The organism is Bacillus cereus group sp. BfR-BA-01381 (assembly GCF_022663555.1).
GTDB lineage: Bacteria > Bacillota > Bacilli > Bacillales > Bacillaceae_G > Bacillus_A > Bacillus_A pacificus.
The window spans coordinates 15,771-36,757 of record NZ_JAKUFR010000016.1; the positions used below are offsets into that span (position 1 = coordinate 15,771).

A 20,987-nucleotide genomic window follows, 5' to 3' on the forward strand; every position below is an offset into this window, starting at 1 on the left:
AGCATGAAGGGACGTTTAAGGCCAGGTGATACGGTAGCAATCGGTTTAATGTTATTTGCACTATTTTTAGGAGCAGGAAATTTAATTTTTCCACCAGTTTTAGGGCAACAAGCTGGAGAGAATGTTTGGGTTGCTACAATTGGATTCCTTGTAACGGGAGTCGGATTACCCCTATTAGCTGTAACAGCTGTCGCGTTTGTAGAGGGGGACTTGAAAGCGCTATCTTCTAGAGTTCACCCTATATTTGCGTTTGTTTTCCCATTGATTAGTTATTTAGCGATTGGACCATTTTTCGCGATTCCGCGTACGGGAGCCGTTTCATTTGAAATGGGTATGAAGCCATTTTTATCAGAGGCATTAGTTTCCGAATGGTACATGCTATTTCTTTTCACTATAATTTTCTTCGGAATAACTTGGTATTTATCTTTAAATCCATCAAAATTAGTGGATTGGTTCGGGAAATTTCTTACACCATTGTTAGTATTAATTGTTGCTGTAATTGTCGGAAAGGCAATTGTTGATCCGATTGGAGAACCAGCTGCACCGCTAGAGGCATACAAGGAAAATGCTTTCTTTGGTGGATTTATTCAAGGGTATTTAACGATGGATGCAATTAGTGCGCTTGTATTTGGAATTGTAGTTGTACAAGTTATCCGCTCTAAAGGAATAAAAGAGAGTAATCAAATTGCAAAAATAACAGTAGTATCAGGTATTATCGCTGTACTTGGTTTAACGTTAATCTATTTATCACTTGCTTATCTTGGTTCAACAAGTACATCACTTGGGGTATCAGAGAATGGTGGACTTATTTTAACGAATGTTGTAAATGAGTTATATGGAACAAGTGGTAAAATTTTATTAGGACTTGTTATTGTACTTGCTTGTTTAACAACTTCTGTTGGATTAACATCAGCCTGTGCTGGCTTCTTTACAAACTTATTCCCAAAACTTTCGCATAAAACGATTGTAACAATGGTATGTGTATTTAGTTTAATTGTATCTAATCTAGGTTTAACACAATTAATCGCAGTTACTTTACCAGTGTTAATGATTATTTATCCAGTTGCAATCGTATTAATTGTACTTTCTTACTTCCATAAATGGATTGGGAAGCGTAATACCATTTATATTGGAGCTATTTTAGGTGCATTATTAATTAGTTTCTTTAACGGTTTAGAAAGTGCGAAGATTAAAATTGAAGCCATTTCTAACGTATTACAAATGTTACCATTATATAATGAAGGAATAGGATGGTTAATCCCATCATGTATTGGCGGGATCCTCGGTTTCTTCTTCTATAAATCAAATGAATCAAGTGAAATACAAAAGAAAGGTGCTTAGGCGCCTTTCTTTTTTTAAAGGGGATTTTTTTATTTTGTCTAAGTAATAAATGGAAGGAGTGATAAAATGGCTAATTTTGAAGATTTCTTAACTTTGGATTTACGGATTGGGACTGTAACACATGCAGAGGAATTTAAAGAAGCAAGAGTTCCAGCGATTAAACTAGAGATTGATTTTGGAGAGCTTGGAATGAAGCAGTCAAGTGCTCAAATTACGAAGAGATATACCTCAGAAGATTTAATCGGTCAGCAAATCGTTGCAGTTGTAAATTTCCCGCCAAAACGTGTAGCTGGATTTAAATCAGAAGTGCTTGTTTTAGGAGGAGTACCTGAAGCGGGTGATGTTGTATTACTGCAGCCTAATATGGAATTACCAAATGGAACAAAAATTAGTTAATGTAAAGGCGGGGGAACATGGATATTGGACGCGAATACGTACAGTGTGCCATTTCGAATTTTGAAGCAACAAAGAAACAAGGGGAACGGGTGCTTTCACAATTATCATATGAGCAGATTGAATGGTCTTCTCATGAAGCAACAAATAGCATAGCAATTATAATTAAGCATCTGCACGGTAATATGCGTTCTAGATGGACGGATTTTTTAACATCTGACGGTGAAAAAATAGATCGTAACCGAGATGCTGAATTTGAAGGGGGTTATTCTTCTAAGAAAGAGGTACTCGCAGCATGGAATGAAGGTTGGGAATATGTTTTTAAAACGATGAGTGCGCTAACGCCAGAACATTTATTGCAGACGGTATATATTCGCGGTGAAGCACATACTGTCATGCAAGCAATTGAAAGACAAATTTCTCATTATGCTTTGCATATTGGACAAATGATTTACATCGGTAAAATGTTAAAAGAAAATGAGTGGGAATGTTTAAGTATTCCTAGAGGAAAGTCTAACTTTTATTTAGAGAAAAAACGTTCAACATAATAATAGGAAAGAAACCGATATAAAATTGGAAGTAAGAAAACAAGCCAAATGATAGATGGCTCTGCAGTCATAAGAATGCTACCAACAATCAGCCCATATATAATAAGAAAGAAATTAATAAGTGTATTCACAGGGATAAATCGTGAGATAAAAACTTGCTGTCGTTTAAAACAATCACTATGAAATACATAAAAGCGGAAGTACCATGTGGTAGTAATAAGATCTTTCTTTCGCGTAATTCTTTTTTTGCATGTATGACAGATGAACGGTGGTTGCATCTCATTACACTCCATTTTTTATATTTGTAATAATGTAGGACAAAAGTAGGTACAAAGTGTATATCCCTATATACGCTCCTGATATAAGAAAAAATGGATTTAGTAAAATCCCATGAATACTTGTCATAAAAACTAAGTCTTGTATTAAAACATCATATATATGAATAGAAATGATTGTACCGAGTACATAAAGTGCTAGATATGCTGAAATAAGTAACGCAACACGGATGGTAGGATGCTTAGCAAGCCAATAAAAGATAAATGATAGTACAATGGGTAGTGTTCCTATTAGTAGTTTCAATTCATTTCACCTCATTAACAATATAGCCGGAATTTAGACGGTCTATTCTCTAGAGCTTGTACATAACTTGAAATAGAGAGGTGATAGTATGAATCGAGGCTTTTTTTATGTGAAATTCACGAGTGTACGTAAGTTAGTATTATTTATTATTGCTACAGTACTAGCGACTTTTTTTCTTATTAGTATGATGGTAACCTCTATGAAAGAGACAAAGTCAACGTATTTATATAATTGGTTAAATGAGTTATCAATGAATGGTTACATGTACGTTCTTGGGAAAGAGAATCATTATTTTACACAGGAATATCGAAATTTAAATCAAGATTTTTCAATATCTTCGTTTCTCTTTTCTATGGCTACGAATATTCGTTTTAACGATGTACGCAGTTTTGTCGGCAAAGAGCTACCTGGTTTCGGTAAGTACGATACAGAAATTGTTATTGCGGGTGAAGGAACAAATTATTCTAACTTGCCTATAGAGTCGAGCGTTCCACTTGAAGAAGTAGTAAAAGAACGGACTGGAGAAGGTGGACAGGCTCAAAAGCCGGATACGAATAAAGAGAAAAAGCAACCAGCTCAAACGACAGGAAAACGACAAGTTGCATTTATTTATCATTCGCATAGCTGGGAATCTTATTTGCCATTATTGAATTTAACAAATGATCCAAATCCGAATAAAGCCACAAGTTCCGTAACGAATATTTCAATAGTCGGCGACCGATTTCGTGAACAATTAGCAAATGAAGGAATCGGAGCAACTAACGACAAGACTGATGTTGGTCAAAAGTTGATTAGTAAAGGGTTAAATAGTAATAGTTCTTATAAAATGTCACGGGAAATTGTACAAGAAGCAATGGCCGGCAATAAAGAATTACAATACTTCTTTGATTTACATCGTGATAGTGCTCGGAAAAATGTCACGACAAAAATAATCGGTGATAAATCATATGCAAAGCTTGCGTTTGTAGTAGGGAAAGGTAACAAAAACTATGAAAAAAACTTGCGATTAGCAACGGCTTTACATGAGACGATTAGTAAGAAATATCCAGGCGTTAGTCGTGGTGTCATTCAAAAAGGATTCCAAACAGGAAATGGTGTCTACAATCAAGATTTGTCAGGACAAGCGATATTAATTGAAGTTGGTGGCGTAGATAATACAGAGGAAGAACTAAATCGATCAATTGATGCGCTAGCTAAAGCGTTTGGTGAATATTTCTGGCAGGCAGAAAAAGTGAATGGATAAAGTGAAACAGAAATGAATGCGAGAGTCTGAAAAAACGTGAGTGTAATGCTTGCGTTTTTTTGTAGTGATGAGATGTCACAGAATAGACATAATTTGTCGTTGTTATAGTAATATCGAAATTTGTCAAATTATACTGGGAGATTTACAAAGGGATTTTCGGGAAAGTAGAGAAAATCTTTTTACAAGGAAAGTTTTTTATTATGAAATTGGTAGGGTGATTGAAGTGATTAGGGAAATCAAAGTAGAAGATGCAGCATCATTTTTGCAATTAAGTAAGCAACTAGATGAAGAAACGAAATTTATGTTATATGAACCAGGAGAAAGGAAATTCACAGCCGAGCAACAAGAGCAAATGATTCAGCGCTTTGTAGAAAATAAATATGCAACAATATTGGTAGCAGTTGAAGAAGAGAGAATAGTAGGGTTTATTTTAGTGAATGGAAATCATATTCAAAGAAAGAGACATGTAGCAAGTATTGTAATTGGGATTTTGCAAGAGTATAGTGGGCGAGGTATTGGGACTAAATTGTTTAAAGAGGTCGAGAAGTGGGCAAGATTACATGATGTATGGCGTTTAGAATTAACGGTAATGGCCCACAATACAAGAGCTCAGGCACTATATAAAAAAGCTGGATTTGAGAAGGAAGGTGTCAAAAGAGCTGCTCTTATTATCGATGGAGAGAACATCGATGAGTATGAAATGGCCAAATTATTAAAATAAGAGGTCGTTATATGAAAAAAAGATGGATACTACTTGGTATCGTAGCGGCGATACTCATAGTTGGAGTAGCGGGAATCAATTATAAAATGTATAAGGATAAGCAAGCGCGCGAGGTGAATGTAAATAACATATTTCCGAAAGCGAAAGAAACGATTGCGAATATGGATGGGGATATTGCGGTAATTAGTAATCCGAATTCGATGCTTGTGCTTGTGAATAAAAGTAGGCGTTTACCAGACGGGTATAGACCGCCAGATTTAGTTATTCCGAAAGTGCGCTACTCTAGTGAAGGTGATCAAGAAAAGAAAAAAATGAGGAAAGAAGCAGCCGGTGCGCTTGAGGAAATGTTTCAGCAAGCGGATAAGGAGCGTGTTTTCTTATTTGCAGTCTCTGGATTTAGATCTTTTGATCGGCAAAAAGCGTTAAATACAATGTATAAAAAACAAGATGGAGAAGCAAAAACAGCAATGTCGAGTGCAGTTCCTGGAACGAGTGAACATCAAACAGGACTAGCTATGGATATCACATCACAATCTGCTAAGTTTCAGTTAGAGACAATTTTTGGTGAAACGAAAGAAGGGCAGTGGCTTTCTGAAAATGCCCATAAATTTGGTTTTGTCATTCGATATACAAAAGAGAAAGAATCGATTACGGGCTATCGATTTGAACCATGGCACGTGAGGTATGTGGGAAATCCACAAGCTACATATTTATATGAAAATCAACTGACACTTGAAGAAGTAGCGGAGTGAACAATTGAGGGGAGAGAAGGATTATGACGGTGTTATATAAGAAAAAAGTACACGCATATGTGACAAGAGAAAAAGAAGGAGTTATGCAACTGCTTGTTTTTAAACATCGTGATATACCTGAAGCTGGTATACAAGTGCCAGGGGGAACAGTTGACGAAGGGGAAACGCTAGAAGCAGCGATTTTACGTGAAGTACAAGAAGAGTCTGGGTTACGTCATTTATGCATAGAACAATTCCTAGTTGATTACATCATACATGTAAGAGAAAAAAAGGAATATGAAAAACGCCATTTCTTCCACGTAACATTACTAACAGATGTAAAAGATCGTTGGGAACATATTGTAAGTGCCGGTGAGGAAGATGAAGGCTTAGTATTTTGCTATGAATGGATTGATATTACAAAATGCCCTGAATTAGCGGGGAAACAAGGTGAGTTTTTACATTTGTTAGATGAGGTATATGTAAAATAATAAAAGAGTCTGAAGCGGAAGTTAATTCGTTTCAGACTTTTTTTATTTTTCAGGAAATAAAAGGTTTTTACAGTGGTAAGTTGAATTCTTTTAATTGGATTGTATTTGTATATGCGAGGAGCGGAGAAAATGAACAAGTAATAGATACATGTTATCAATAAAAGGCTTTATAGAAGGAGAATGACGATGGAGATTCAGTTCAATACACTACTACAAAAAGAATTAACAATTCATGATATACAAAAAGCAATGGCAGCTGGGCAATTAACTTCAAAAGAATTAGTTATGTATTACCTTCATAGAATCGCAAAGTATGATCAAGGCGGACCGAAAATCAATTCTATTTTAGAAATCAATCCGGAAGCTATCTTTATTGCAGAAGCGCTAGATCATGAAAGAAAAACAAAAGGTGTAAGAGGTCCATTACATGGTATACCGGTTTTACTTAAGGATAATATTGAAACGAATGACTCTATGCATACAAGTGCAGGTACGATTGCGCTAGAACAACATATAAGTAGTGAAGATGCATTTCTCGTTACGAAGCTGCGAGAAGCAGGAGCAGTGATAATAGGGAAAACAAATATGACAGAATTAGCAAATGCAATGTCATTTGAAATGTGGGCTGGATATAGTGCAAGAGGTGGGCAAACAATAAACCCTTACGGTACGGGTGAGGATGATATGTTTGTTGGGGGCTCAAGTACAGGATCTGCCATAGCAGTTGCTGCTAACTTTACAGTAATATCGGTTGGAACAGAAACGGATGGTTCTATTTTGAGTCCAGCTGTTCAAAACTCTGTAGTCGGTATTAAACCGACTGTTGGTTTAATTAGTCGTAGAGGCATTATTCCGTTTACGTATTCGCAAGATACAGCGGGGCCATTTGCTAGAACAGTAACAGATGCCGCTATTTTGCTAGGGAGTTTAACAGGGGTAGATGAGAAAGATGTAGCTACTCGTAAAAGTGAAGGGATAGCAGAACATGATTATACAAAGTATTTGGATGTTAACGGTTTAAATGGAACAAAGATTGGTGTATATAACAACGCACCAAAAGATTATTATGAATCTGGTGAGTATGATGAGAATTTGTTTAAGGAAACAATTGAAGTATTACGTAGTAAGGGTGCGACAGTAGTAGAGGATATTAATATTCCGTCTTTTCATAGAGAATGGAGCTGGGGGGTATCGCTCTATGAATTAAAGCATAGTTTAGATAACTATCTTTCGAAATTGCCTTCTACTATACCAGTCCATTCTATTTCAGAGTTAATGAAGTTTAATGAAAACATAGCAGAAAGAGCTCTGAGATATGGACAAACTAAGTTAGAAAGAAGAAAAGATTTTCCTAATACGTTAAGAAATCCACAATATTTAAATGCAAGATTAGAAGATATATATTTTTCACAAGAACAAGGCATTGATTTTGCACTGGAAAAATATAATCTTGATGCGATTCTGTTCCCTTCTTATATAGGCTCCACTATATGTGCCAAAGCAGGTTATCCGTCTATAGCAATACCTGCGGGATATATGGATAACGGGAGACCATTTGGAATTACGCTTGCAAGCACTGTTTTTTCTGAGGGGACTTTAATTAAACTCGCATACGCTTTTGAACAAGCGACAAAGCATCGGAAATCTCCTAACTTATCATAAATAAAATAAATAGGGCAGGAAATCCTGTCCTATTTATTTTGTTTATTAAAGTGAAATGTTTTCTTGCTTTGTCTTATCATATTTTAATAAGTTAAATGATAAACAAGCAGAGCACAATATAAGGATTGAAGCGAGAATATAAATCGTACGAACACCGTACAAATCGGTAATAATGCCAACACTCAGCATAGAAAGGCCAGAAGCTGTTGAGAGGAGAGCGCCGTGAGCTGTATACATTTTTGATAGTAAAGAAGGAGCGACGCTGGATTGTAAAACAGTTGTTTGAGAAATATCTCTAATTTGATAACATGGTCCCATTAGAACGCACAGAAAAAGCGCAATAAAGCCGCTACTTGTCATACCATATAAAAATGTAAGAATACTAAACAGAAGAGAGCCTATTGCCATAGAGCGTATTAAATTGTTTTGAATGTATGTACTCATTTTCCATGCTAATAGACCGCCAATTAACGTCCCAACATAATAACTTGTATTAATAAATCCCCACCATTCTTCTCCTTTATGAAGGACAGTTGTTACATAAGCCATCGTAATAGCGCCGATCCATATCGTCCCTGCAAAAGTTTCAATTAAGTCCATACATGTAACAGTACGGAGAGAAGGGTTTTGAAATAAGAGTTTCCAACCTTCCAATAAAGTAGCACCTTTTGAAGAAGAAGGCTCTATTACTCGTTCAGTATGTAGGGATCGTAATGAGAAGTGTAGTGCAACACATCCGAAAATCATCAAAATATTATTCATCATGAGTGTAGAAGAAGCACCGATAAGAAGCACAATAACACTTGTAAATGAATAAGCAGCGGCTTGTGCAATTTGTGTGGAAAAGGAAAAAATACTATTTACTTTTACTAATTTTTCTTTCGGTGTAAGTCGCGGAAGAATACCGTATAGTAATGGAGCGCTCCAGCCACTACATAATGAAATGAAAAAAATGAAAATGAATAGTACTACAATGTTTGTGGAAAGGACCGGGAATAATATCATTAATAAAAATAATAGAGCAGTTTTTATCCATTGTAGTGTAAACAGTAATGAATAAGATGGAAAACGATTCATTACAAGTGGTGCAGATGTATTTGCTATAAGATTAGTTATGACTTGTAATAATGGAAAAAGAGCAGTTAATGTAGCTGATTTCGTTGTGATATACATATGAGTTGTAATAATCATTACGTATACGATGTCAGCGAGAGTAATGCATATTTTCGATCCTAAATAGTAAGTCAATGAACGTTTTTGCAATAAGCACACACCCTTTCTGGGGAAAATATGACAGTAGTTATAATAATTATAATGTGAAAAATAAATTTTGAAAGAATTAAATTTTTTGTCACTTTTTGAAAGGGAATTTCATGTATAATGAAGAATATATTAATATAGTATTTTAATAATACTCATTATAACAGTGAATATGTACAATAGCTCGTAGTAAGCGCCTACGTATGAGAAAGGGCGGATAAACCATTCTTTTCTTCATATACATATAGAAAATGAGAAAGAAAGTGAGGGTTGCATATGGCTGCTTGGGTAATTTGGTTTATAATAGCTGGTATTTTATTTATTGCGGAAATGCTGTCGATTACATTTTACATGCTTTGGCTTGGAATTGGAGCTGTTGTCGGAGGTCTTATTGCTTTGTTTGTTCCTGAAGCACTATTGCTACAAGTTGTTGCTGGTGCGATTGTAAGTTTAACATTGACTTTCTTTACGAAAAGAATATCAAAAAACTTTCGGGAAGCAAAAGGTTTTACTGATACAGTAGATATGCTTGCAGGTAAAAAAGGGATTGTTATGCAAGCGATTACAAATGAAGCGAACGGTATTGTGAAAGTGGATGGAGATACTTGGACAGCTATTGCAGATGATCCAATTGATGCTGGAGAAAAAGTTATTGTTATAAAGAGGCATAGTACTATATTACAAGTAAAAAAGGAGAGTGAATAAATATGATAGTATTAACGTTAACGATTATTTTTGCACTAATTGTTGTTACATTTATCGCATTAACAATTAAAATTATTCCACAGCAAAAAGTTGGAGTCGTTGAAAGATTTGGTAAGTTTCAGCGTGTTATGCAGCCGGGATTAAATTTATTAATCCCGATTGTGGATCGCGTTCGCGTATATCACGACTTGCGTATTCAACAAACGAATGTACCACCACAAAAGGTAATTACGAAAGATAATGTACAAGTGGAAATTGATACAATTATTTTCTATCAAGTCGTTGAACCGGAACTTGCGACATATGGTATTTCGAACTATGAATACGGTGTACGTAACATTACTTCAGCAACGATGCGTCAAATCATTGGTAAAATGGAACTGGATGAAACGTTATCTGGTCGTGAAAAAATTTCAACAGAAATTCGCTTAGCACTTGATGAAGCAACAGAAAAATGGGGCGTTCGTATTGAACGTGTTGAAGTTGTCGATATTAATCCGCCGAAAGATGTGCAAGCATCAATGGAAAAACAAATGAAAGCAGAGCGTAATAAACGTGCGATTATTTTAGAAGCTGAAGCTGCAAAACAAGATAAAGTTCTTCGTGCTGAAGGGGAGAAGCAAAGTAAAATATTAATGGCTGAAGGGGATAAAGAGGCACGTATTCGAGAAGCTGAAGGTATTAAAGAAGCGAAAGAGTTAGAAGCGCAAGGGGAAGCAAGAGCGATTGAGGAAATTGCAAAAGCAGAACAAAACCGAATTGAATTACTTCGTGAAGCGAATTTAGATGAACGTATACTTGCTTACAAATCATTTGAATCATTAGCTGAAGTTGCGAAAGGACCAGCAAATAAAGTCTTTATTCCATCTAATGCAATTGAAACACTTGGTACTCTTGGGGCAATTGGAGAAATCTTTAAAGAAAAACAAGCGAAGAAACTGCCTTTAAATAATACAGAAAAAGAACAATAAGAGTGAAAAAGAGAAATGGGATGCCATTTCTCTTTTTATTTTTTATCATTTTTTAATTTATAAATTAAATGAGTAAGGGACGGGGGACCGTTTCTTACTCATATACACTAAAAAATTTTTAAGATTTCATAATATGAAATAAAGGAGAATCTGTAAGAAATAGAATTGATATAATGATTGAAAATTCAGTCATCTAATGAAGTTTCTAAACTTTTTAGTATATTATTATTGGAAATTGGAGGGGAAAGAATGGCAATTAGAACAGGGGAACAGTATATTGAAGGATTGAGAAAAAGAAATCCTGAAATTTGGATTGGAGGAAGAAAAGTAACGGATGTAGTAAATGAAGATGTTTTTCGTGAACCAATTATACAAATTGCGAACTTGTATGATATGCAGCACAATCCAGAATATCAAGATAAGATTACTCATATATGCGAAGAGACAGGAGAAAGGGTATCAAATGCATTTTTAGTACCGAAAAATTATGAGGATTTAAAAGTACGCCGTGAATTATTTGAAGTGTGGGCAAAAGCTACTTATGGTTTAATGGGTAGAACACCTGATTTTTTAAATGTAACGGTTACTTCAATGGCAAGTAATTCGTGGTTTTTTGAGAAGTTTAATCCAGAATGGGGAGCGAATATAAAAAATTATTATAAACATATAAGGGATAATGATTTGTTTTTAACACACGCAATTATTAATCCGCAAAATGATCGGAGTAAGGCCTCCCATCAACAAGAAGATGAAACAATGCATTTAGGGGTAGTAAGTGAAACAGCGGAAGGAATGTATGTTAGTGGTGCTAAAATGTTAGCGACACTGGCGCCGATTACGGATGAGGTAATAATATATTCCTATCCAAGTTTTAAGCCAGGTGATGAACGTCATGCAATTTCTTTTGCAGTTCCAATTGACGCACCAGGTCTAAGAATTCTATGTCGTGAGCCAATGCAAGATGGAAAACGATCTTTATTTGATCATCCACTCGCATCAAGGTTTGAGGAAATGGATGCATTACTAGTATTTCATAATGTGTTTATCCCGTGGGATAAAGTATTTATTTATCAAAGTGTGGAAGCTGGGAATCAATTGTATCCTAAAACCGGAATTGGTCATCAACCAGCACATCAATCTGGGGTAAGAGGGTTAGTAAAACTATCTTTTGCAGCTGAAGTAGCTATGAAATTAGCAGATTCGATTGGAGTAGATGGTTTTTTAAATGTACAAAACCAGTTAGCAGAGCTTATGCAAGATGTCGAAACGATACGTGCTCTCCTGCAAGTAGCTGAATATGAGTATGAAACGAATTCATATGGAGAAGTTATTCCTGCGAGGTTACCGCTTGATACGATACGCAGTTTATTACCTAAGATGTATCCGCGGGCTATTGAGATTATTCAAACTATAGGTGCGGGTGGATTATTAATGTCACCGACAGGTGCTGATTTTATGAACCCCGAGATTCATGATGATATGCAAAAGTATTATATCGGGCGTGAAGGAGTATCCTCTGAGGAACGGGTTCGTTTGTTTAAATTAGCATGGGACTTATGTGGTGAGGCTTTTGGACAACGGTTATTACAATATGAGCGTTATTATTCTGGAGATCCGGTGCGTAAAATGGGAATGTTTTATAATGCGTACAAAAAACAACAAACTTTTTCACTTGTGAACAATGCGTTGCAATCGAGTTCATCTGAAGGGGCCTTAAGTTAAACAAAAAAATGTTTGCGCTTACATTTTTGTTTGGAAAAGGAAGGAGCAATAGATGATAGAAAGAATTTTACTGTTAGGATGTAATTCTTCTTATATTTTTAACAATATCTAGAACGTGAGAACTGTAACTGGAATAGGGGAGGTATATGATTTGATCGCTTCTATCAGTAAAATTTGCAAAATTCTAAATTGCTTCACAAGTGATGAGCCTGTGCTAGGTAATTCGGAAATAGCGGAAAAGCTAAATATGAATGCAAGTACGGTTCACCATCTTGTTCGTACGTTGTGTGAAGAAGGAATGCTCATACAAGATGAGCAAAGAAAATATAGATTAGGTTGGAAATTGTTAGAGTGGGGAAATCAAGTCATGTTTCAGCAAGAGATATATAGTGGAGCGATTCCGCTTGTTGAAGAGCTAGTAAGAAATTTTAGTGGTACTGTGCATATCGGTATGTTTGACCGTGGTGATGTTGTATTTATATTGAAAGTTTCATCGAAGGAGTCCGTTCAAATTTCAACACATGTTGGATCAAGAGAACCTGCATATTGTACAAGCACAGGGAAAGTGCTGCTTTCATTTCATTCATCACCCTTAGAATATACTTCAGAAAAAGGGCTTTTACGACGAGCACCCAATACCATTACATGTGTCAAACAATTCCAAACAGAGTTACAGAAAATTCGTAAGCAAGGTTATTCAATTAGTGATAACGAAAATGAGCATGGACTATATGGAATTGCAGCTCCTATTCGATCTTATACTGGGAGAACTATTGCGGCGCTTAATATTGTTGGACCTATATCATATATGCAGGGAAGTAATCGTGAAATCATAATTCAAAGTGTGATGAATACAGCAAATTTGATTTCCAAGGAATTTGGTTATTTGGAAATTTAATTTTAGAAGAAAAGAGATGAGTATCATTTATATACATGAGCAGTGTATACCTGAATTAACGAAATCTATAGTTTCAATTGGAGCATTTGATGGTGTGCATAAAGGTCATCAAGCTGTAATTAAAAATGCAGTTGAGAAGGCAAAGGTATTAAGGATAACAAATGTTGTGTATACATTTGATCCACCACCACGCTCATACTTTCAAGGGGCGAAAGTATTAACACCTATTGATGAGAAGGTGAAACGTATTCAAAGTCTTGGTGTTGAACATGTGATTGTAATTCGGTTTGATGAGTCTTATATAACAAAAAGTGCGAGTTGTTTTATTCAAGATATAAAAAGACTAAGCCCTGTAGAAATTTTTGTTGGCCAAGATTTTAAGTTTGGAAAAAATCGGGAGGGCAATATAGATTTGCTAAGAGAGCACTTCAATATTTCTATAGTGAAAGATATTTGCTGTGATGAAGGTGAGCGAATATCTTCAACGAGAATTAGAGATTATGTTTATCAAGGAGATTTACAAAAGTCTAACTCTTTGCTCGGTTGGTCTTTTAAAACAATATAACTAAAAAGGAATTATGAGGAGGAAATAATATGTCTAAAACATTGCAATCTTTTAATTTACTAAAATGGATTGATGAGAATAAGGAGTTATTGAAGCCACCAGTAAATAACAAAGTTATTTGGCAAGATTCAGAGTTTATCGCCATGATATTAGGTGGTCCAAATAGAAGACGTGATTTCCACGTAGATCCTTCAGATGAATTTTTCTATCAAATTAAAGGTGAATGTTATGTGGAATGTATTACAGAAGAAGGGAAGCGGGAAGTCGTCACAGTAAAAGAAGGGGATGTATTTATGCTCCCAGCTATGGTACCGCATTCACCACATCGCGTTGCTAACACATATGGGCTCGTAATTGAAAGAAAACGTAGCCAAGGAGAACTTGAGGATTTCGTTTGGTTCTGTGATGAGTGTAATCATGAAATGCATCGTGTACGCGTCCAATTAAGTGATATTGAAAAACAAGTAAAAGAAGCAATTCATAGTTTTAATTCAAATAAAGAAATTCGAGCGTGTAAAAACTGCGGTCATATTATGCCAGAGGAAGTGGAGGAATGGAAGTGCGAATAGATTTTCATACACATATTATTCCTGAAACTTTTCCAGATTTTGAAGAGAAGTTTGGTGGCGGTCGTTGGCCGATATTAAATCGGACTTGTACATGTGGTGCAAGTATTATGGTTGGAGGTAAAAATTTTCGAGACGTGACAGACCAAGTATGGTGTCCTAAGAAAAGAATTGAAGATATGGATCGTGAAGGTGTTGATATTCAAGTTCTATCACCAATCCCCGTTACATTTTCGTATTGGGCAAAACCAGAGGAAGCCGAAAGTATGGCACGTATTCAAAATGATTTTATTGCAGAAACAGTTTTAGCATATCCAGATCGTTTTGTAGGATTAGGAACGGTTCCGATGCAAGATGGAGAAACTGCGATTCGTGAAATGGAACGTTGTATAACGGAATTACATTTACATGGTATTGAAATTGGTACAAACGTAAATGGAAAAAATTTAGATGACCCATCGTTTATTGAATTTTTTCGAATGGCTGAAAAATGGCAAGTTCCGATTTTTATTCATCCATGGGAAACATTAGGACGTGATAGAATGCCACATCATAATTTTATGTATACAGTTGGGATGCCGAGTGAAACGGCACTTGCGGCAGCTACATTAGTATGGAGTGGAATAATGGAGAAGTTTCCACTGCTAAAGGTTTGTTTTGCGCATGGCGGCGGCTCTTTCCCATATATTTTGCCAAGGTTAGATCAAGGCTGGAAAGTATGGCCGCATTTACGATTGACTACGCATCCTCCTAGTTATTATGCAAAGAAATTTTATTTTGATTCTTTAAATTATGATCCTATTAATTTGAAATATATGATTGAAAGGTTTGGGCATGAAAAGATTTTCATGGGTTCAGATTATCCATTTTTATTGCGAGAAGTTGATCCGGGTAAAGTGATTGATGAAACAGCCAGTTTATCAGAGGAACAAAAAGCAGCAATGCTTGGGGGAAATGCTGCGGAATTTTTAAATATTGATATAAAAAAACGAGGTGTAGCATATGCAGAGAGTACAAACACCTGAGGATAAACTAAGTGAGTTAGGAATTACACTACCAGCTATTCGCCCGGCAGTTGGAAATTATGTTAGTTGTGTAAGAGTAGGTAACTTATTATTTACTGCTGGACAAGGCGTAGATGAGTATCACGGGAAATTAGGAAAAGATATTTCAATTGATGAAGGGTATAAAGCGGCAAGGCAATCGATGTTGAATTTGTTAAGTGTTGTGAGAAATGAATTAGGTGATTTAAATAAGGTAAAACGAATTGTAAAAATACTTGGTTTTGTAAATAGTACGGAAGACTTTATTAATCAGCCAAAAGTAATGAACGGTGCATCGGATGTATTAGTAGATATATTTGGAGAAAAGGGGAAACATGCTCGCTCAGCAGTCGGTATGGCTCAGTTACCTAATAATACAACAATTGAAATTGAGATGGTTTTAGAAATTGAGGAGTAGGAGGTAAGGAAGGTGAACAAAGAATTATTAGCGGACAAACTGAAAGTGAAAGATGCGAAATTGTTTATTGATGGACAGTATGTGGATTCTGTATGTGGTGAAACGTTTGATACGTTCAATCCAGCAACGAATAGAAAGCTTGCATCTATTGCAAAGGCAAATGAAGAGGACACCAAAAGAGCAATTGATGTGGCAGAACGTACATTTAAAAGCGGCATTTGGAGTAAAATGCCTGTGGAAGAGCGATCAAATATTTTATGCAAAATGTCGGATTTGATTATGGAAAGAGTGGATGAACTAGCTTATATAGAAACTCTGGATGTGGGAAAGCCAATTAAAGAAAGTAAAGGATTCGATATACCACGTTCGGCTCATAATTTTCGCTTCTTTGCTGAAATGGCTAAATATATGGTGCACGAGCACTATGACAAACATAATTTTATGTCATATGCAAAGTATGCTCCTGCGGGAGTGACAAGTTTAATCATTCCTTGGAATTTGCCATTTATGCAAATGACATGGAAAGCATCAGCGGCACTTGCTTCTGGTAATACTGTTGTTGTCAAACCAGCCTCTTATACTCCATTAAGTGCAGTTATGCTTGGTAAAATTGCAAATGATGCAGGACTACCACCAGGTGTACTTAATATTATTACAGGTCCGGGAAATACTGTTGGGACAAAAATGACAACACATCCAGCTGTTAGAAGAATTTCATTTGTTGGAGAAAGTAATACAGGCAAGACAATTATGCGTAATGCATCAGAGAACTTAATACCTGTTTCATTAGAACTAGGAGGTAAATCAGCGAATATCGTATTTGAAGATGCAGATCTAGATGAAGCAGTACAAGGCTCAATTGAAGCTATTTATCGGAATCAAGGAGAAATTTGTTTAGCTGGTTCAAGATTACTAGTGCAAGAAAGTGTATATGAACAGTTTTTAGAGAAATTTGTAGAGGCTGTAAAAAGAATAAAAGTTGGAGATCCTCTTTCTGAAGAGACAGATATGGGAGCGCTTGTATCAAAATCTCATTTAGAAACAGTTGATCGTTATGTAGAAATAGGAATTTCAGAAGGGGCAAAATTAGCCTATGGTGGAAAAAGAGTAGAGAGTCTAGTGGAAGGAAACTTTTATGAACCTACTATTCTATATGATGTTGATAACAGTATGCGTGTAGCACAGGAAGAGATATTTGGTCCAGTTTTAGTTGTTATTCCATTTAAAACGGAGGAGGATGCAATTCGTATTGCGAATGATTCCATTTATGGACTAGCTGGAGTTGTTTGGACAAATGATCTTAGACGAGCACAACGAGTGGTTTCGCAAATTGATTCAGGCTTACTATGGATTAATTGTTGGTATGTCCGAGATTTACGTACTCCATTTGGAGGTTCAAAGGCAAGTGGTATTGGTAGAGAAGGTGGGCGTCATAGTTTCGAATTTTATACAGAAGCTAAGACGGTAACGATGAAATTATAAGGATAATATTTTAACTTAACATACAAAGAGCTCCCATCTGGTGTTTATAAAAATAAGTAGATGGATGGGGGCTAGTCTACAATGTAAAGAATTGAGGATATATAAATTAAAAAATGAGGTGAGAGCAATTGTTAATGAAAGAGTTAGCTGATGAACTATTACAGGCTGAAGATTCACGTATAGGGATACCTCCTTTTACTGAGAGATATGCTGATTTATCAGTTGAGGATGCTTATAATATTCAGCTTGAAGTAGTAGAAAGAAAGTTGGAGAATGGGCATTGTGTAATCGGAAAGAAAGTTGGACTTACGAGTGTTGCGATGCAGGAGATGCTTGGGGTAAATGAACCAGATTATGGACATTTGTTAGATGACATGAAAATAGAAAATGGAAGTACAATCGCAATAAGTTCTTTTCTATCTCCGAAAGTAGAAGCAGAAATAGGATTTGTTTTAGAGAGAGATTTAAAAGGGCCTAATATTACATACATTGATGTACTGATGGCAACAAAGTATGTTGTACCTACACTTGAAATAATTGATAGCCGTATTGCTGATTGGAAAATCAAATTGGTTGATACAGTAGCGGATAATGGCTCGTCAGCAAAGGTTGTAATTGGTAATACATTATCTAGCATAAATAAAGTAGATTTACGTACAACTGGGATGACACTGTATAAAAATAATAGTTTAATTGCAACAGGTGCTGGGGCGGCCGCATTAGGGCATCCTGCACAAGCTATTGCCTGGTTAGCTAATAAACTACATGAATTTAATATTGGATTAAAAGCAGGTGAGTTAATTTTACCAGGTGCGTTATCTGGTGCAGTCTCAGTGAATAGTAAAGACAGTATTCAAGCTGACTTCGGATCACTCGGATCGGTTTCTGTTACATTCATATAGGTTAAAGTGTTGAGAAAAGGGGGGATAGACGTGAAGAAAGTAAAGGCGGCTATAATTGGATCAGGTAATATTGGTACGGATTTAATGTATAAATTAAAAAATAGTAAAGTTATAGAGCTAAATGCCATGATTGGAATAGAATCCGAATCGGATGGTTTAAAGAGAGCGAAAGAAGCCGGATATGAGGTTTTTGATAATGGAATACAGGCGATTATTGATAATCCCAGTTTAGCTGATATTGTATTTGATGCAACTTCAGCTAAAGCACATAGTTATCATGCGAAAACGTTAGAAGAGCTTGAAAAAATAGTAATTGACTTAACACCGGCTGCATATGGGCCATTTGTTTGTCCTGCTATTCGAAATAATAATTTTTTAGATAAGAAAAACGTTAATATGATTACGTGCGGGGGACAAGCAACAATCCCGATTGTTCATGCTATTAATGAGGTGGCGAATGTTACATATGCAGAAATCGTTGCTACAATTTCCAGTTTAAGTGCAGGTCCAGGTACAAGGACAAATATTGATGAATTTACAATTACGACAAAGCGTGGAATTGAAGAAGTTGGTGGGGCTGATAAGGGGAAGGCGATAATTATATTAAACCCTGCAGAGCCACCTATATTAATGAGAGATACGATTTATTGTGAAGTTAAGGATATGGATGAGGTTTCTATCTATGAAGCAATTCATAAGATGGTTGAACGAGTTAGGACGTATGTTCCTGGTTACTCTTTGAAACAAGAGCCAATGTTTGATGGGAATCGTGTAACTGTATTTTTAGAAGTTGAAGGAGCTGGAGATTATTTTCCTCCTTATGCCGGTAATTTAGATATTATGACAGCTGCAGCATTAAAAGTAGGTGAAGAATTTGCAACGCAAATCATTTCAGAGAAGAAAAGAGGTGTAATGAATGAGGCGAAATAGTGAAAGACCAGTGAGAATAACGGAAGTTTGTTTACGTGATGGAAGTCATGTAATGAAACATCAATTTACAGAAGAGCAAGTTCGATCTGTAACAAGGACATTAGATGAGGCAGGTATGCATTATATCGAAGTGAGTCATGGAGATGGTTTAGGTGGCTCTACTTTACAATATGGGAAGTCATTAGTTAATGAAATGAAGCTCATTGAAGCCGCGGTAGATGAGTGTAAGCAAGCTAAAGTAGCTGTCTTGTTAATTCCTGGTATTGGAACGATTCATGAATTAGAGCAAGCTGCAAATATCGGTGCGAAACTTGTTCGTGTAGCAACACATGTAACAGAAGCGGATGTTTCCGCTCAACATATTCAATTTGCACGTGAGTTAGGTATAGAAGTGTGCGGTTTTTTAATGATGGCACATTCTGCATCGGTTGAAAAGTTAGTAGAGCAAGCAAAGCTTATGGAAAGTTATGGTGCAGAAGCAGTTTATGTAACAGATTCTGCAGGAGCTTTATTGCCTCATGAAGTACGTGAACGTATTCGTGCTTTGCGTCAATCTTTAAATATTGAAATTGGTTTTCATGGTCATAATAATCTTTCGGTTGCAGTAGCAAATACAATTACTGCAATTGAGGAGGGCGCGACACGTATTGATGGAAGTGTACGATGTCTTGGGGCAGGAGCTGGAAATACTCAAACAGAAGTATTGCTTGCTGTTTTGGATCGTATGGGATATAAGCTAGATATAGATTTATATAAGATGATGGACGTCGCAGAGGAGATTGTTGCCCCGTTATTACCAGTACCACAAGAAATTCAAAAAGGCAGTCTAGTAATGGGATATGCAGGGGTATACTCTAGCTTTCTATTACATGCTGAAAGGGCGGCACAACGCTTTAATGTAGACGCACGTGATATTTTAATAGAACTGGGGAAAAGAAAAGTAGTTGGAGGACAAGAGGATATGATTTTAGATGTAGCTGCAGAATTAGCAAAGATAAAAATGGAGGTGTAACATATGGCTTTAGTGAAAGGGGCAGATATAGAAATTATTGACTATTTACTTCAAGCTGAAAAGGAAAGAAAAGAAGTAGTAAAAGTAACGGATAAGCATCCTGATTTAACAGTAGAGGATGCTTATAAATTGCAAAAACGTTTAATTGAACAAAAAATGAGCGAAGGTTCTAAAAGAGTTGGTGTGAAACTTGGATTAACGAGTAAGGCAAAACAACAAATGATGGGGATTGATGAAGCGATTTACGGATACTTGTTGCACGATATGCTTGCATTCGAATGGGAGCCATTACAATATGAAACGCTGATTCATCCGAAAATAGAGCCAGAGATTGCTTTTTTAATAGGTGAGGATTTACAGGGAACGAATGTGACAGCTGACGATGTATTAAAGGCAACAAAATATGTTGCGCCAGCTTTAGAGGTGATTGATAGTAGATATTTAAATTTTAAATTTACATTACCTGATGTAATAGCAGATAATTGTTCCTCTTCAAAATTTTTGTTAGGAAGTAAATGGATTGATGTTAAGAATATAGATTTAGCAAATGTAGGAATGGTTATGTCAAAGAACGGTAAGATTGCTACGACTGGGACAGGAGCAGCTGTACTGGGACATCCAGCAGAGGCAATTGCTTGGGCGGTAAATAAACTTGGTTTACAAAATGAAGGATTTAAAAAAGGTGATATTGTATTAAGTGGAGCATTATCTGAAGCGATTGCATTTAAAGCCGGAGATTCTATCATTGCACAATTTGATGATTTGGGAAGTGTAGCAATGTTTTGTGAATAAATAGTAAAGCGA

Annotated in this window: 24 protein-coding genes; 21 read left to right on the top strand and 3 right to left on the bottom strand. The window is 36.1% G+C overall.

The window, feature by feature from the left end:
* Positions 1–3 precede the first annotated feature (3 nt).
* The 3 genes from brnQ4 to MR079_RS07995 all read left to right on the top strand — a co-directional run bounded on the left by brnQ4 (position 4) and on the right by MR079_RS07995 (position 2,282).
* Entirely contained in the window at positions 4–1,341 is a 1,338-nt protein-coding gene (gene brnQ4 / locus MR079_RS07985; protein ID WP_396022959.1) for a branched-chain amino acid transport system II carrier protein BrnQ4, read from the top strand.
* 66 nt (positions 1,342–1,407) lie between these two features.
* A complete protein-coding gene (gene csaA / locus MR079_RS07990; protein ID WP_139867526.1) occupies positions 1,408–1,737 on the top strand; it encodes a chaperone CsaA in 330 nt (109 codons plus the stop codon).
* A 17-nt stretch (positions 1,738–1,754) separates the two neighbouring features.
* Positions 1,755–2,282, top strand: a complete 528-nt coding sequence (locus MR079_RS07995; protein ID WP_139867524.1) for a DUF1572 domain-containing protein — start codon at positions 1,755–1,757, stop codon at positions 2,280–2,282.
* Here the strand turns inward: MR079_RS07995 and MR079_RS08000 are convergent.
* Positions 2,255–2,560, bottom strand: a complete 306-nt coding sequence (locus MR079_RS08000; protein WP_033677760.1) for a hypothetical protein — start codon at positions 2,558–2,560, stop codon at positions 2,255–2,257. The genes MR079_RS07995 and MR079_RS08000 overlap by 28 nt on opposite strands.
* A gap of 4 nt (positions 2,561–2,564) precedes the next feature.
* Entirely contained in the window at positions 2,565–2,861 is a 297-nt protein-coding gene (locus MR079_RS08005) for a hypothetical protein (RefSeq protein WP_242293820.1), read from the bottom strand.
* Between the two features lie 88 nt (positions 2,862–2,949).
* On the opposite strand from MR079_RS08005, the gene spoIIP reads away from it, so the two are divergent.
* From spoIIP to MR079_RS08030, 5 genes are all read left to right on the top strand, one after another.
* Positions 2,950–4,104 carry a stage II sporulation protein SpoIIP gene (gene spoIIP / locus MR079_RS08010; RefSeq protein WP_139867520.1) on the top strand — a complete coding sequence of 385 codons (1,155 nt, stop codon included), beginning with the start codon at positions 2,950–2,952 and terminating at the stop codon, positions 4,102–4,104.
* Positions 4,105–4,327: 223 nt separating this feature from the next.
* Complete coding sequence (locus tag MR079_RS08015) at positions 4,328–4,825, top strand: GNAT family N-acetyltransferase (protein ID WP_139867518.1); 498 nt, start codon at positions 4,328–4,330, stop codon at positions 4,823–4,825.
* An 11-nt stretch (positions 4,826–4,836) separates the two neighbouring features.
* The gene (locus MR079_RS08020; protein WP_139867516.1) at positions 4,837–5,577 is read left to right on the top strand and encodes a M15 family metallopeptidase; all 741 of its coding nucleotides are present in this window, start codon (positions 4,837–4,839) and stop codon (positions 5,575–5,577) included.
* Between the two features lie 23 nt (positions 5,578–5,600).
* On the top strand, positions 5,601–6,047 hold the full coding sequence (locus tag MR079_RS08025) for an NUDIX hydrolase (protein ID WP_139867514.1): 447 nt from the start codon (positions 5,601–5,603) through the stop codon (positions 6,045–6,047).
* Positions 6,048–6,233: 186 nt separating this feature from the next.
* On the top strand, positions 6,234–7,709 hold the full coding sequence (locus tag MR079_RS08030) for an amidase family protein (protein ID WP_139867512.1): 1,476 nt from the start codon (positions 6,234–6,236) through the stop codon (positions 7,707–7,709).
* A 45-nt stretch (positions 7,710–7,754) separates the two neighbouring features.
* On the opposite strand, the gene MR079_RS08035 is transcribed toward MR079_RS08030, so the two are convergent.
* Positions 7,755–8,972 carry an MFS transporter gene (locus tag MR079_RS08035; protein ID WP_242293821.1) on the bottom strand — a complete coding sequence of 406 codons (1,218 nt, stop codon included), beginning with the start codon at positions 8,970–8,972 and terminating at the stop codon, positions 7,755–7,757.
* Positions 8,973–9,245: 273 nt separating this feature from the next.
* Here MR079_RS08035 and MR079_RS08040 point away from each other — a divergent pair, with 273 nt between their 5' ends.
* The 13 genes from MR079_RS08040 to MR079_RS08100 all read left to right on the top strand — a co-directional run bounded on the left by MR079_RS08040 (position 9,246) and on the right by MR079_RS08100 (position 20,975).
* On the top strand, positions 9,246–9,674 hold the full coding sequence (locus MR079_RS08040) for an NfeD family protein (RefSeq protein ID WP_000741991.1): 429 nt from the start codon (positions 9,246–9,248) through the stop codon (positions 9,672–9,674).
* A gap of 2 nt (positions 9,675–9,676) precedes the next feature.
* Positions 9,677–10,645 carry an SPFH domain-containing protein gene (locus tag MR079_RS08045; RefSeq protein ID WP_139867507.1) on the top strand — a complete coding sequence of 323 codons (969 nt, stop codon included), beginning with the start codon at positions 9,677–9,679 and terminating at the stop codon, positions 10,643–10,645.
* Between the two features lie 249 nt (positions 10,646–10,894).
* A complete protein-coding gene (locus MR079_RS08050; RefSeq protein WP_139867504.1) occupies positions 10,895–12,367 on the top strand; it encodes a 4-hydroxyphenylacetate 3-hydroxylase family protein in 1,473 nt (490 codons plus the stop codon).
* A gap of 151 nt (positions 12,368–12,518) precedes the next feature.
* On the top strand, positions 12,519–13,265 hold the full coding sequence (locus tag MR079_RS08055) for an IclR family transcriptional regulator (protein ID WP_139867502.1): 747 nt from the start codon (positions 12,519–12,521) through the stop codon (positions 13,263–13,265).
* 16 nt (positions 13,266–13,281) lie between these two features.
* Positions 13,282–13,830: an FAD synthetase family protein gene (locus tag MR079_RS08060; protein WP_000022932.1), complete on the top strand. Its 549-nt coding sequence runs from the start codon at positions 13,282–13,284 to the stop codon at positions 13,828–13,830.
* A gap of 29 nt (positions 13,831–13,859) precedes the next feature.
* The gene (gene nbaC / locus MR079_RS08065) at positions 13,860–14,399 is read left to right on the top strand and encodes a 3-hydroxyanthranilate 3,4-dioxygenase (protein WP_000047733.1); all 540 of its coding nucleotides are present in this window, start codon (positions 13,860–13,862) and stop codon (positions 14,397–14,399) included.
* Positions 14,384–15,421, top strand: a complete 1,038-nt coding sequence (locus tag MR079_RS08070; protein WP_000453802.1) for an amidohydrolase family protein — start codon at positions 14,384–14,386, stop codon at positions 15,419–15,421. Before nbaC ends, MR079_RS08070 begins: the two co-directional genes overlap by 16 nt.
* Complete coding sequence (locus tag MR079_RS08075; RefSeq protein WP_001190048.1) at positions 15,399–15,857, top strand: RidA family protein; 459 nt, start codon at positions 15,399–15,401, stop codon at positions 15,855–15,857. Before MR079_RS08070 ends, MR079_RS08075 begins: the two co-directional genes overlap by 23 nt.
* A 12-nt stretch (positions 15,858–15,869) precedes the next feature.
* Complete coding sequence (locus MR079_RS08080) at positions 15,870–17,339, top strand: aldehyde dehydrogenase (RefSeq protein WP_242293822.1); 1,470 nt, start codon at positions 15,870–15,872, stop codon at positions 17,337–17,339.
* 128 nt (positions 17,340–17,467) lie between these two features.
* On the top strand, positions 17,468–18,241 hold the full coding sequence (locus MR079_RS08085) for a 2-keto-4-pentenoate hydratase (RefSeq protein ID WP_276608972.1): 774 nt from the start codon (positions 17,468–17,470) through the stop codon (positions 18,239–18,241).
* Positions 18,242–18,271: 30 nt separating this feature from the next.
* The gene (locus tag MR079_RS08090; protein WP_139867496.1) at positions 18,272–19,171 is read left to right on the top strand and encodes an acetaldehyde dehydrogenase (acetylating); all 900 of its coding nucleotides are present in this window, start codon (positions 18,272–18,274) and stop codon (positions 19,169–19,171) included.
* Positions 19,158–20,183 (top strand): 4-hydroxy-2-oxovalerate aldolase, encoded by a 1,026-nt coding sequence (dmpG, locus tag MR079_RS08095; RefSeq protein WP_139867494.1) that lies wholly within the window; start codon positions 19,158–19,160, stop codon positions 20,181–20,183. The genes MR079_RS08090 and dmpG overlap by 14 nt, the downstream gene beginning before the upstream one ends.
* A 3-nt stretch (positions 20,184–20,186) precedes the next feature.
* Complete coding sequence (locus MR079_RS08100; RefSeq protein ID WP_139867492.1) at positions 20,187–20,975, top strand: 2-keto-4-pentenoate hydratase; 789 nt, start codon at positions 20,187–20,189, stop codon at positions 20,973–20,975.
* Positions 20,976–20,987: the final 12 nt, after the last annotated feature.